The sequence below is a fragment of the Lysinibacillus sp. UBA5990 genome (assembly GCF_002429815.1).
GTDB classification, from domain to species: domain Bacteria; phylum Bacillota; class Bacilli; order Bacillales_A; family Planococcaceae; genus Lysinibacillus; species Lysinibacillus fusiformis.
In genome coordinates, this window is record NZ_DJAY01000015.1 from 1,000,772 (window position 1) to 1,013,305 (window position 12,534).

A 12,534-nucleotide genomic window follows, 5' to 3' on the forward strand; every position below is an offset into this window, starting at 1 on the left:
ATGTTGCGGATGAGCAGTTCAATTTGGATTCAAACGGCAGTAGAAAATGTATGGCAAGCGATCACTGAGGAGCAAGCCCTCTCACAATGGTATGCGCCAGACTCAACCTGGGACATCCCTAAACTGGCTGAAGGGGAGAAGATGACCTTTACTTTAATGCCTAATGACCATAATCAGCTAGCAGATCCACTGCCAATGCAGTTAACGATCCAGCAAGTCAAAAAATATGAGATTTTTTCATTTTACTTGGAAGTTCCAGAATCGGTGATCGCGATGTCTTTAGCAGAACAGGACAACGGCACAACGGTTAGCTTCAATATGCAGGGCTATGATGCGTCCCTTGCTAATTTAAAAGGATTGCTAGAGGGTGATGATATTCCACACCAATCGTAACTACTACGTCTCAGGTCTTAGAGGAATTTCAAACGCAAGGTCGTATTTTATATGTTCCACTCCTATATAATGAAATTATTGGTAGAATATATAGCGGGAGGAAATTAAATTGAAAAAATTAGTTGGGTTAGGTGTCATGATGGGCACATCAGTATTCGTCTTGTCGGGGTGCTTTTCGTTTATGCCAAACAAAATGCAAGAAGAGACCATCTTAGTAGAAAAGGATAAAGCGAAGACACTAGAGGTAGATATTGATTTAGGTGTCGGAGAAATGAATCTAACTGGTGGCGCCAAGGAGTGGGTTGAGGGCAAGGCGGACTATAATATTAAAAAGCTAGCCCCTCAAGTTAACTATGATGTTAGTGGCGATACAGGAGAAGTTGAAATTAAACATAAAGGCTCGACGAAGCTAGGCATCTCCAATATTAAAAACAATTGGGCAATCCAATTAAATGACGATATCCCGATGGATTTGACGGTAGAAACAGGAGCTTCCTTAGCCAATCTAGATTTACAGGGACTGCAGCTAGAAAAATTAGATATTGAAGCAGGTGTCGGCGATCTCACAGTCAACTTAGGTGGCGATTGGAAAAAAAGCTTTAAAGCGAATATTGAAACTGGGGTAGGTCAAACGACGGTCATTGTACCTTCAAAGGTTGGTGTCAAATTAACGACAGAAAAGGGCATAGGTTCATCCAATTTCGAGGGCCTTATTTCTAAGGGCAAAGGTGTCTATGTCAATGAAGCGTATGATAAAGCAGATGTTGTGCTAGAAATCACATCAGAAATAGGCGTAGGAGACATTACGTTTAAATTAGATAAATAAAGAAAATCCGGTAGGCTACTATGAAAGAAGTAGTCTACTTTTTGTATGTAATAAAATGCTGCTAAGCACTGACCATTAAGCTTTTGAAATTGAGAAAGGCAAATTTATGATACCGCACAATCTGACGTTTACATTCTTTGAATTGGGCATATATTTTATGTTAGTTTAAAGGAAGCAATTGTTTTGAAGGAGCGAGTCGATTGAAAACCTATACATATAAACAGCCAATGGAAATAGATTCTACAGAGGTGGTCTCTATTTTAAATGAATTAGGAGAGACATCATCAACGGTTCAACGTGTTTATTCTAATGCTCTTAAAAAAGCATTCGATAAGACGATGGATTTTCGTTATTTTGTTCGTTTTGACGTCCATGATCATCATGGCCGACCTTTATTTACTTGTAAAAAAGTATCCCGTCGTGGTCGTGTGCATTTTCGAGGAAAGGATCTAGTGACGGGAAAAGACTATATGATTGCCTATGATGGCTGGCAAATTATGATTCCTGATTTACTTATTACAGATGGAGAGCATCAAATTAAGCTCAGCAAAGAAATGGAAGACTGGTCGATCTTTACATGGAATGAGGAGCCGATAGCACGTTGGCAAGCAACTTTTTGCGAAACTCATTTTGACATTACACTAGAAATTGAAGACAACAGTCCTATTCAGCATGAGGCCTTTTTTATTGCGATTGGCCAGGCGGTATTATTTGTGGGAGCCTAGCAGCAATAAAAATTCGGCATGATATGATGCTGTAGTCAGTGGCATATGTCTTTCGATTATGCTATAAATACAACAAGAAGGTAGCCTTAAATGAGGCTACCTTCTATTATGATGTACGTGAAGAAAGGTTCTGATGTTGTGCTAACTATTTTACCGGCTAAAGAAATATACTTGAAAGGAAATGAACGGGCAGTCTTGCTTTTACATTCCTTTACAAGTCATACAAGAGATATGAAGAAAGTGGCGACGAAGCTACACGAAAAGGGCTTTACCTGTTATGTACCTCTTTACAGAGGACACGGCCATAAGCCAGAACTGTTAGTAAAGTACAAAGTTGAGGACTGGTGGCAAGATGTGGTGAAAGCGCACCAATTTTTGCTGAATGAAGGCTATCAAAAAATTTCTGTTATCGGCTTATCCATCGGTGGTATTTTTACATTGAAACTTGCACAATTAGAAAAGCTAGAGCAAATCATTGTGTTATCGGTACCGATTGATAAGGAACCTGCACAACTAAAACAAAGAATCATTGACTATGCTTATAATTATAAACATATCGAGGGTAAATCAGAGCCGCAAGTTACAAATGAAATGAAGCCGTTTAACGACATGCCATTGGACGCGATGATTGGATTTCAGCAGTTTATTAAAGAAACGATGCAACAGCTTGAGAAGATCATGATGCCAATTGCTATTTTCTACGGCAAAAGAGACGAGGACTTATACGCGCACAGTGCCGACACTATTTATCAGCGAGTTCATTCTGTGAAGAAGCTAAAAAAAGGATTTGAAAACTCCAAGCATTTAATGACATTAGGTCGGGAGCAAGATGAAATTCTTCAGGAAATCATGCAATTTTTAATGTGAAGAACTGACGATTAAAGGGTATTGACTACCTATTAAAAATCGTGTTATTATTATCTCGAATTAGAGATAAATTAAATCGAGATAATAATTTCGTAATAGTACTTAAACAAACACAAACATGTTTTCGCAGTTGAACAAGCATTAATTTAAAAGCATAACAGATAGGAGAATATTCTATGTTAAAGATCGCAGGACACCATCATATTTCAATGATTACGAAAAATGCTCATGAAAATCATCAGTTTTACAACCATATTTTAGGACTTCGTCGTGTGAAAAAAACAGTTAACCAAGATGATCCCAGTATGTATCATGTATTTTACGGTGATTTGATAGGTAGTCCTGGTACAGGCTTAACATTTTTTGAATTATCGCACGCTGGACGGACACATCGTGGTACTGATGCGATTACAAGAATTGGTTTACTCATACCTTCCTATGACAGCTTAATGTACTGGAAAAATCGATTGGATGAATTTCAGATCGAGCACAGTGATATAACAACATAGCACGGATGCGATCTATTTTGAGGACCCAGACGGACTACGCCTAGTGTTATTAAATAATCAGGACAAGCCTATTCCACAAGAATGGACAAAGTGGCAACATTCATCCGTTGAGATGGCTCATCAAATTTTAGGGATGGGCCCCGTGGAACTAACTGTAAGCTCTTTAGAGGATGCTGCGAAAACAATCGTACAATTATTTGGCTACAAAGAACGATCAAAAACTTTAACTGAAGCTGTTTTTCAAGCAGAGGAAGACCAATTACAAGGACAGATCGTCATTGTCGAGCAAAAGGGTCCTAAAGAGAAACCTGGAAGAGGTAGTGTTCACCATTTAGCCATCCGCGTGAGCGATAAGGAGGAGCTTGAGCAGTGGGAACAACGAATAAAAGACTTTGGTTTTCCTATTATTAGGAAAGCAGATCGTTACTATTTTTCAAGTATTTACATGAAAGAAACACATGGCATAATAGTTGAACTAGCGACAGACGGACCAGGCTTTACCGTAGATACGGCTGTGGAGGATTTAGGAACACGTTTAGATTTGCCACCATTTTTAGAGGAACGGCGGCAGGAAATTGAAGAAAAATTAACACCAATTGAATAATAAACTTTCTGTGAGGGGCGTGTTAGGTATGGGGTACCGTGAATATAGAGGAAAAGAGATAACAGTTTATTTCGATAAGGACATGTGTCAACATGCGGCTGAATGTGTAAAGGGCTTGCCAGAGGTGTTTAATGTTAAAGCAAAGCCTTGGATTGCACCAGATGAAGCAGCTGTCAAAAATGTAGTAGAAGTTATCAATCGATGTCCAAGTGGCGCATTAAAATACAAAATTTAAAAGGAGCATTATGCCATGGAAATTAAACAAGGTAACCAATCATTTTATATCGGCAACGAGGAGAATAGTGAGGCAGAGGTACATTTCGTACGTGTAGGGGAAAGTAGAATTATTCTCGATCATACACATGTAGGCGAGCATCTAAGAGGTCAAAATGTTGGACAGCAATTAGTCAAAGCGGCAGTTGACTATGCGAAAAAAGAAAAGTTACTAGTCATACCATTATGTCCTTTCGCAAAAGCTGAGTTCGAAAAGCATCCTGAATACCAAGAAGTAGTAGGCTAAATCAAGTAGACGCACCCCAAACCAATGGGGTGCGTTTTTTTATTTTGAACAATCTGGTAGGAATATGACTATTTAAATTAGAAGGTCCATAGAGAGACAAATTTGAAGGAGTGATTGGATACACAAAAGGAATTACTGGTTTTGAAGCCAACCATTTAATCGAACAAGATATGTGCATGTTTCAATCGATGGTATATTTCAAAAGTGAAACTAATGGAGACGTCATGTTTCATGCTTGGAATTGATTAGGACAAATTACTCATGGTGAAAGATGCTATAAAATACACAAAATTGACTAAGTTATTTCTGGAAATATAGCAAAAATTCCTAAAGCCACCAATCTTTTAATGAAAATGGTAGATTACTTTTTATGGAATAGATTCGAAGAATAAGGAGTTTTTGCATATGTCATTCAAAACAATTAGTAGAAGAATTGTTTTTTCCTTTAGCATTGTCATTACGATAATGGCGTTATATATCGTGTACAACTATTTTGCTATTAAGCAAAGTAACCATGCAACAGAACAAATCGTTCAGCAAGAATTACAGCTATTAACGACTGATTACGAGCAAGCACAAACCATTGACTTAAGAATAGCTGCGGCTAGAGGCTATGTATTGTCTGGCGATGAAAAGTATAAAGATATTTTTCAAGACAATGTAGCACGTGCAGCGAGCAACGAAGAAAAACGATTAGCCATAACAAGCTCTGAAGACTTCAGCAAACTTGCAGAAAAGGCGAAGGAATGGAACCGCTATATTGAACAACAAGTATTTGCTGTATATGACCGAGGTAATGTGGAGCTCGCTATCCAAAACATTACGAAAATGGATGCAACAGCAACGACTATTCGTGAAGGCTATGAAGGTTTAGCAGAGCAACGGAAGCAAGCGATCAATGAGGTAGGCGCTGACATGATAGTTACTGGGGAGAATAAGCAGCTTATTGGCATCGTCGTAGGTTTACTCATTTTTGTCATAGCGATTATTGTTGAGCTATTGAGTGCCCGCGGTATATCAAGACCTATTATGACATTAACGGAGCGGATGCAACAAATGACGAATGGCGATTTAAGCGGTCCTCCTTTAAAGATTCAATCGAAAGACGAAGTGGGCCAGCTAATGGAGGCAACCAACACAATGGCGGATATTTTGAATCGCTTATTGAAGCATATTCAAACGGTATCGAATGACGTAGCGGCCCATAGTGAGGAGCTATTGCAATCAACATCAGAAGTAAAGACGGGGACAGACCAAATCGTCAATACGATGACGGAAATTGCAAGAGGGACGGATGAGCTAGCCAGCCATACGACGGATGTTGCAACTTCTATGAACGACTTTGCAGGAAAAGTAACCTCTGTTCATCAAAGTAATAAAGACGTTCAACACTATTCTCTGGATGTTAAAGCTTTAACAAAGGAAGGACGCGACTTAATGTCCTCCTCTACAAAGCAGATGGGAGCAATTCAACATATTGTGAAGGATGCAGTAGATCAGGTTGACGGATTAAGCAAGCAAACACAAGAAATTTCAAAGCTTGTCACAGTCATTCAAACCATTGCAGCACAAACAAATTTACTAGCGTTGAACGCAGCAATTGAAGCAGCCAGAGCAGGGGAACAAGGAAAAGGATTTGCCGTAGTGGCTAATGAGGTCCGAAAATTAGCCGAGCAAGTGTCATGTTCTGTGGAAGATATTACGGATATCGTCCGTAACATTCAGGATGGTTCCAGTAGAGTGACCGCTTCTCTTGAGCAGGGCTATGGCGAAGTGGAGAAAGGAGCATTGCAAATTACGACCACCAATGCAACGTTCCATCATATTGCCGACGCAATAGAGGCCATTGCTACAAATATTGAAGGAATGTCCTCTGAGCTAGATGATGTCGTTCACAATACGGTCACGATTAATAAATCCATAGATGAAATGGCAGCTATTTCCGAGCAGTCAGCGGCAGGCATACAGGAGACCTCTGCCACAATTGAACAGTCCGCTAGCTCTATGGAAGAAATTAAACAAAGTGCTGAGCATCTAGCAGAGATGGCCGAGCAATTAAATAGTTTAATACGCCGATTTGCACTGTAACGATTTGTCCCGTTAATTTCAAACTTCCATCACATTTAGGCTGTATACTATGTATTGGAAGGTGGAATCATTTTGAGAAAATATTTACTTTTATTACTAATGAGTACTTTATTCATGGCACCTGCTGCCTACGCCCATACGATGGATAAAAGTACACTATTTACGGATGTCCCTGAAACAACCTCAAATATTCAGGACATAATGGTGTTACATAGTATTGGGCTTCTTGGGTATAACGGCAAAGATATGGCCTTAAACCCAACTGACAACTTATCACGCAAAGATTTTGCAAGCTGGGTAGGTGGCTTCTTTGGACTTGAAGGAGCAACAGTGGATGAATTAGCACAAGCAGCACAAAAAGAAGAATACATTTCTTCCTTAGAGGGCGACCTTACATACAAGGAAATAAATACAGCACTTTTTCATCATAAACTTGAATTAGAGAACCCAGATGCAACGATGACGAAGGAGGAGTATATTGCCTTCTTAACGGAACACCTAGACGATGATATGGGCGGCCATACGCTACTTCAAATGGGTGGCTTTGCTGAAGGTCCAACTGGTACTATTGAAGATGTCGTGACAGGTGATGAAACGGGCATTATCATCAACGGTAAAACGTATATGCTGTCAGGACACCCTCGTATTTTTGCAGAATCAACGGATGCTAAAAGCTGGGTAGGCCAACAGCTAGAACGTTCTATTTTTACGACAGCTGGAGATCACCATCATGGACATGATGACAACCAAGAAGGACATGGTGATCATGAAGAAGGTCACGGGGAAGGTCATGATGCACCAGCAACCAATGCAGCTACACTTCAATATGTGCAATTTAGCTCTACTCAGGTAGCAGCAGATGACACGAAAGAGGTACAGTCATCGAATGCCACACCAAGAGAAGAGCAGCAAACGGATGAGACGACATCATCTAACTCAAGCACAGTGTGGGTCATTGCTATCCTAGTAGTGCTTGCGGCTATTTTTGCCTTTGTTTTTGTGAAGAGAAAAAAATAATTGAGCGTAATAAGAACCAACAAAGATGGAAATCATTCTTTGTTGGTTTTTTTCGAATCCATTCATATACGTATACATGAAGGCGTGCCGTGACTGCCATAAACTGTCATAAAATCTTCAATCCTCACAAGCGAATCCACGCATAATCCAGTAATTTTACACAAAATTGAATAACCACAAGCCTGTTCGGTATATAAATAGGATACGATCATTTTTAGGCTGAGGAGTGTGTAAATGGCAACACTTGTAGTAAAGAGAAGTATTATGCATCGGTACCAAAGCATTGGGCAGGCAATTGAAGAGGCTATGCCTGGGGATATGATTGAAATTCGAGATGGTATTTATGAGGAGAGCTTGGATATTTCGAAGCGGCTGACATTGTATGGAGTTGGCAATGTCACAATTAAAGGTGGCGTGTTTATTCGCTACCAGACCCATGTGGATATGCGCAATTTACGTTTTCGCCAAGGACAGGGACTCTATGTGAAAGGAGATCTACAGTTAGAAAATTGTATTATTGAGGAGCAATTGATTCGCACACAGATTATGGTCAGCTATGGTAGCTTACTGATGAAAAATTGTGCTGTGCTTGCTACACCGCTCAATCATTTTGGTCTACGTGTTGCTAATGGTTCCAGTGTTATTCTCGTTGATACAACACTTGAGCATCACGTGAAAGCTCAAATTATTGCGCAAAACTGTGAGATGACATTAAGCAATTGTCTGCTGCTGGAAGGGAAGAAACATGGTATTTTTGCGATTCGTCATGTGAGGATGGTCATGGAAGATTGTGAAATTCATGGTCATGAAAAGGAGCAAATTGTAGCGGCGTCTAGTGAACTGGAAATAACTAATTGCCTGATTCATCAAGGACAGGGGGTTGGTATTCAGCTATTCGATGATACGATTTTACGTATGGATGGCTGTGAGATTAACAATCATCAAGACACGAATATGATCGTACACCGTAGCGAAGTTATGGTATCTGATTCAATTTTTTCAGATGGGCAAGGACTTGGGCTGTACATGGGAGAAAAAACAGAGGCTAAATTTTATGACTGTCAATTTCATCGTCATGTGAAAGCACAAATGCTGATAGAAAATAGCAAGGCAGAGTTTCGCAAATGTCACATCCATAATGGCATGGCGGTTGGTATGTCCATCGTAGATGAAGCAGATGTTTCGATGACCGAATGTCAAATCCAAAACCATCAGCAATTTCATATTATTGTTGATGCAAGCGGACTACAACTCCATCAATCGACTATTCAATTTGGGCAATCAGGTGGTATTTATGGCAATGATCATGCCAAAATTATGCTTCATCATACAAACATTCGTGAACTAGAAAGGCATCATGTTTATATTAACAATGCCCGTTTGTTTACACAGCATTGTACATTTGAACAAATGAAAGGCAACGGAATTACATGTATCGATGCCATTTTTGAGGTAGCCAACAGCCATTTTAAAGACTGTCGGGACAGTACGTATGCGATAATGTGGTCTGATCGCTCAATGGGTCGTATTGAGCATTGCCAAATAGACGAAGCAGCACGCCCATTTTTAGCGTTGTCCAATCAATCTTTACTAGAAATACGTGATACAGATTTAAGTGCCGTAAAGGCTCCTGCGGTGGTACAGGAGAACAGTCAGTTATATGTGCAAAAGCATGTTCAGACAACAACTTGGCATAAGGACACGACTTCTAGAGTATCACAAATAGAGACGGTACAAACAAATTATGAAAGCCATATAGAAATGCTGAAAAATGATATTAAAAAAATAATTTAATAACCGATTATACAACTAAGATAAGTAGTTTCAATTTTGAAATTACTTTTTTTGTGGCAGACATCCACAAGTTTCAATTTTATTTAAACGGGTAAAGTAATATGTTTGTGTCAAAAATGATGAGTTAAACATGCAGTGAAACTCTATAATTCGACAAATTGACTGATTATTTTTATAATGGTATAGACAACTCCTTATCAATTTCTGTAATATTCCGAAATATTAGGAAGCGAAATGGTATAATCTCTTGTAAATGTTATTTTTTATATAATAAAGATTCAAATTGATGTAAAAAAAATATTAAGAAATTATAGATAATAGATTGATTAGTTTCGGTAAATTAGCCTATAATTAGTAAAAATGGTTCATATCTAAAGATGATTATATGTTATTTGTGAAGTGTGTGTAATTAGTTTAAAATAATAATTAAAAAAGGAGTGGAGGTGATAAGAGATGTTTGGGCTGACTAAAGAGGAAATTCTTTTAATGTTAGAGGAAATTGAATTAGCAGAGAAGCAAAAAAGTGCGATTGCTGATATCTTACATCTAAACAATATGCGAATAGAACAACAGCTGGCATTATTGATCCATTTAATTATCGAAGAGCGCGAACGAAATATTTCTAACCATACATATTTAAATTAACCTATATATAGATGCAAAAAATCACAAGGCGAAATCTGAAGCTCTTGTGATTTTTTATTTTCGCTTTTTTTATAATTTTTTAGTAAAACAAATGATACGGTTCGCTTCCATAAATCCGAGTTGTAAATGTACTTGTAGACTTTCAGTATTGTCCCATTCACAATCGCTTGCAAACTCTGAGCACCCCATATGCTTGGCCCATTTTTCGCAATGCACCACAAGCTGTCTAGCATAGCCTTGTTGTCGGTAGTTTTCCAGGACGAATAATCCTTCTAAATAGCCGACTGGACTAGAGTCTGTACCCTCTACATAATCTGTTCGTAGCTGACATTGGGCAAAGCCTATCGCCTTGTCATGGTCGTAAGCTAAGAAAATGGCTGCATTGTCATCCTCCAATACTTGTGTCATGCTTTCAGTAAATTCCTCTACCGTATGATTGGGCCACAATAATAAAGCTAATGTGGCAGCAGTAAGGGCATCCTGTTGCTCTGCTTGTTGAATCATCCAAAACTCCTCCATTCTATTGATTCGATAAAAAACGAAACAAAAATCAATTTTACACGTACAAACTAATAAGAGCTTCTGTCGTTGATGTGCTTTCTATCATTATATACAGGGTATACATGTAAAAAAAGGATAAAATCCACATCGACTTTGAAGAGAGGGGAACCGATATGTCATTATTACAATCGTTAATTGAACAGGCAAAAAACCCAAAAGGATGGATTGGCTCATGGATGCTCCGTATCATGAATATCGCTCATCGTGGCATGAATAGCTGGTTTATTCGACAGGGTGCCATCAATGATGGGGACCGTGTGTTAGACATTGGCTGTGGCGGGGGGAAAACACTCCGGATTTTATCGAAATTGAATCCCAATGGTATAATTTATGGGATTGATATTTCTGCACAGGCAGTACGGGAATCCATCAAAATGAATGAAGCGAATGTCGCAAATGGCAGCATGATTGTTAAGGAGGCAAGTGTGTCTAAAATTCCATATGAAGACCAATTTTTTGATGCAATTACAGCTTTTCAAACCCATTATTTTTGGCCATCATTGGAACATGATGTTGGGGAAGTTTGGAGGGTATTGAAAAATGGTGGGAAATTTATTGTCATAGCCGAGTACTACAAAATGAATTACCATATGGAGGCTTTTCAAACACCGGCAGCTATGAAGGAGTTATTGAAACAAACCGGTTTCCAAACGGTATATATAAGTGAAAAAACAAGTAAAGGATGGCTATGTATCACAGCCATTAAATAATACATAAACATAGGGGGTTTTACGATGAAAAGATGTTCGTGGGTCAAGCTAGATCAACCGTTATATGTAGATTATCATGACAAAGAATGGGGAGTACCCGTCTATGATGATCAGCATTTATTTGAGATGCTTTGTTTAGAGGGAGCACAGGCAGGACTTAGCTGGTGGACGATTTTACAAAAGCGAGAGGGCTATCGAGAGGCATTTGATCAATTCGATGCGAAGAAAATTATACTTTATTCAGAGGACATGCTTTTGGCATTACAGCAAGACACACGTATTGTGCGCAATAGATTAAAAATAGCTAGCGTTGTGACGAATGCTAAAGCTTTTCTACAAATACAAGAAAAATATGGCTCGTTTTCTGAATATATTTGGGGATTTGTCGATCATCACCCAATTGTAAATGATTGGCCAACTATGGCAGAGGTACCAGTGACAACAGATCGTAGTGATCGCATGAGTAAGCAATTGAAGAAGGACGGCTTTAAATTTGTTGGTAGTACTATTTGTTATTCATTTATGCAGGCAGTTGGTATGGTCAATGATCATATAACGGATTGCTGCTGTCGACAACAGGAACTTGCGCATGAGCATTAAACATATCCAATCTCAGCTAGCCAAGCAAGCAACCATATTCCAGACGGGTGGCTTCCGTCCAACCCATGAACTTTTAGAAAGTTGGATTGGCTTTGTGGGATGGTCTTTACTAGAGGAGGATCGACCTTCCGACTTTCAACCACTCGCTACATTATTTTTAAAAGATTTGCCATATGTTCCTCTAGCTTTACAGCCATTTCAATTGGTAACACTATTTGTCCATGAGAATATTTTCGATCATCTAATGGAGGATGATTTGAGCACCTATTTTGAAATAAGAGCCTATACAACTTTAGAAAACCTAGTACAACGGGACTGGCAGCACGACCATATTCGAGCCTTCCCTTTGCAAGCAGAGCATATTCACAATGATTATCCTGTATGGGATGGAGGGGGTATTCCTGCACAAATAGAAGAGGACATACTAAGGTTGGAGCATGAAGAGGATCTTAATTATTTTGACGATATCCTTGAAGACCTGTATCCGCAACACAAAATTGGCGGCTACCCGACCTTTTGTCAAAGTGGCTATAATTTTGGTGAAGATACACCTTTTGTCTTCCAAATTGCCTCAGATGCCAAGGCACAACTGAATATTGTGGATAATGGCAATTTTTATTTCTTTTATAATCCAACAGAACAGACATGGCGCGTCTATTGTGATTTTTATTAACA

General features: G+C 39.0%; 14 protein-coding genes and 1 pseudogene. 14 read left to right on the forward strand and 1 reads right to left on the reverse strand.

What is annotated here, in order from left to right; all coding sequences use genetic code 11:
* Window positions 1-9: 9 nt before the first annotated feature.
* The 11 genes and pseudogenes from B3D94_RS17440 to B3D94_RS17490 all read left to right on the forward strand — a co-directional run bounded on the left by B3D94_RS17440 (window position 10) and on the right by B3D94_RS17490 (window position 9,988).
* Window positions 10-393 (forward strand): SRPBCC family protein, encoded by a 384-nt coding sequence (locus B3D94_RS17440; RefSeq protein WP_291758704.1) that lies wholly within the window; start codon window positions 10-12, stop codon window positions 391-393.
* Window positions 394-502: 109 nt separating this feature from the next.
* The gene (locus B3D94_RS17445) at window positions 503-1,219 is read left to right on the forward strand and encodes a toast rack family protein (protein ID WP_069481063.1); all 717 of its coding nucleotides are present in this window, start codon (window positions 503-505) and stop codon (window positions 1,217-1,219) included.
* Window positions 1,220-1,419: 200 nt separating this feature from the next.
* Window positions 1,420-1,944: a tubby C-terminal domain-like protein gene (locus B3D94_RS17450; protein WP_291758706.1), complete on the forward strand. Its 525-nt coding sequence runs from the start codon at window positions 1,420-1,422 to the stop codon at window positions 1,942-1,944.
* A gap of 108 nt (window positions 1,945-2,052) precedes the next feature.
* Complete coding sequence (locus B3D94_RS17455; RefSeq protein ID WP_291758707.1) at window positions 2,053-2,811, forward strand: alpha/beta hydrolase; 759 nt, start codon at window positions 2,053-2,055, stop codon at window positions 2,809-2,811.
* 176 nt (window positions 2,812-2,987) lie between these two features.
* Window positions 2,988-3,924 (forward strand): annotated as a pseudogene (locus B3D94_RS17460) (VOC family protein).
* 28 nt (window positions 3,925-3,952) lie between these two features.
* On the forward strand, window positions 3,953-4,159 hold the full coding sequence (locus B3D94_RS17465; protein WP_069481066.1) for a (4Fe-4S)-binding protein: 207 nt from the start codon (window positions 3,953-3,955) through the stop codon (window positions 4,157-4,159).
* 15 nt (window positions 4,160-4,174) lie between these two features.
* Entirely contained in the window at window positions 4,175-4,444 is a 270-nt protein-coding gene (locus tag B3D94_RS17470; RefSeq protein WP_025117018.1) for a GNAT family N-acetyltransferase, read from the forward strand.
* Between the two features lie 405 nt (window positions 4,445-4,849).
* Complete coding sequence (locus B3D94_RS17475) at window positions 4,850-6,532, forward strand: methyl-accepting chemotaxis protein (RefSeq protein WP_291758710.1); 1,683 nt, start codon at window positions 4,850-4,852, stop codon at window positions 6,530-6,532.
* 72 nt (window positions 6,533-6,604) lie between these two features.
* Window positions 6,605-7,549 carry a hypothetical protein gene (locus B3D94_RS17480; RefSeq protein WP_291758713.1) on the forward strand — a complete coding sequence of 315 codons (945 nt, stop codon included), beginning with the start codon at window positions 6,605-6,607 and terminating at the stop codon, window positions 7,547-7,549.
* 234 nt (window positions 7,550-7,783) lie between these two features.
* Window positions 7,784-9,343 carry a right-handed parallel beta-helix repeat-containing protein gene (locus B3D94_RS17485; protein WP_291758715.1) on the forward strand — a complete coding sequence of 520 codons (1,560 nt, stop codon included), beginning with the start codon at window positions 7,784-7,786 and terminating at the stop codon, window positions 9,341-9,343.
* Between the two features lie 453 nt (window positions 9,344-9,796).
* Window positions 9,797-9,988 carry a hypothetical protein gene (locus B3D94_RS17490; protein WP_069481070.1) on the forward strand — a complete coding sequence of 64 codons (192 nt, stop codon included), beginning with the start codon at window positions 9,797-9,799 and terminating at the stop codon, window positions 9,986-9,988.
* A 69-nt stretch (window positions 9,989-10,057) separates the two neighbouring features.
* Here the strand turns inward: B3D94_RS17490 and aac(6') are convergent, their stop codons facing one another.
* A complete protein-coding gene (aac(6'), locus tag B3D94_RS17495; protein ID WP_291758717.1) occupies window positions 10,058-10,492 on the reverse strand; it encodes an aminoglycoside 6'-N-acetyltransferase in 435 nt (144 codons plus the stop codon).
* A 170-nt stretch (window positions 10,493-10,662) separates the two neighbouring features.
* Here aac(6') and B3D94_RS17500 point away from each other — a divergent pair, with 170 nt between their 5' ends.
* The 3 genes from B3D94_RS17500 to B3D94_RS17510 are packed head-to-tail and all read left to right on the forward strand — an operon-like array spanning window position 10,663 to window position 12,532.
* Entirely contained in the window at window positions 10,663-11,259 is a 597-nt protein-coding gene (locus B3D94_RS17500) for a class I SAM-dependent methyltransferase (protein WP_069481072.1), read from the forward strand.
* A 24-nt stretch (window positions 11,260-11,283) separates the two neighbouring features.
* Window positions 11,284-11,859 carry a DNA-3-methyladenine glycosylase I gene (locus tag B3D94_RS17505; RefSeq protein WP_291758719.1) on the forward strand — a complete coding sequence of 192 codons (576 nt, stop codon included), beginning with the start codon at window positions 11,284-11,286 and terminating at the stop codon, window positions 11,857-11,859.
* Window positions 11,849-12,532, forward strand: coding sequence for a DUF1963 domain-containing protein (locus B3D94_RS17510; protein WP_291758721.1), 684 nt, complete (start codon window positions 11,849-11,851; stop codon window positions 12,530-12,532). Before B3D94_RS17505 ends, B3D94_RS17510 begins: the two co-directional genes overlap by 11 nt.
* Window positions 12,533-12,534 lie beyond the last annotated feature (2 nt).

Coding starts and splice junctions, on each gene's coding strand:
- B3D94_RS17440 (WP_291758704.1), top strand. CDS start 10: ATGAGCAGTTCAATTTGGATTCAAACGGCAGTAGAAAATGTATGGCAA.
- B3D94_RS17455 (WP_291758707.1), top strand. CDS start 2,053: ATGATGTACGTGAAGAAAGGTTCTGATGTTGTGCTAACTATTTTACCG.
- B3D94_RS17465 (WP_069481066.1), top strand. CDS start 3,953: ATGGGGTACCGTGAATATAGAGGAAAAGAGATAACAGTTTATTTCGAT.
- B3D94_RS17470 (WP_025117018.1), top strand. CDS start 4,175: ATGGAAATTAAACAAGGTAACCAATCATTTTATATCGGCAACGAGGAG.
- B3D94_RS17475 (WP_291758710.1), top strand. CDS start 4,850: ATGTCATTCAAAACAATTAGTAGAAGAATTGTTTTTTCCTTTAGCATT.
- B3D94_RS17485 (WP_291758715.1), top strand. CDS start 7,784: ATGGCAACACTTGTAGTAAAGAGAAGTATTATGCATCGGTACCAAAGC.
- B3D94_RS17490 (WP_069481070.1), top strand. CDS start 9,797: ATGTTTGGGCTGACTAAAGAGGAAATTCTTTTAATGTTAGAGGAAATT.
- B3D94_RS17500 (WP_069481072.1), top strand. CDS start 10,663: ATGTCATTATTACAATCGTTAATTGAACAGGCAAAAAACCCAAAAGGA.
- B3D94_RS17505 (WP_291758719.1), top strand. CDS start 11,284: ATGAAAAGATGTTCGTGGGTCAAGCTAGATCAACCGTTATATGTAGAT.
- B3D94_RS17510 (WP_291758721.1), top strand. CDS start 11,849: ATGAGCATTAAACATATCCAATCTCAGCTAGCCAAGCAAGCAACCATA.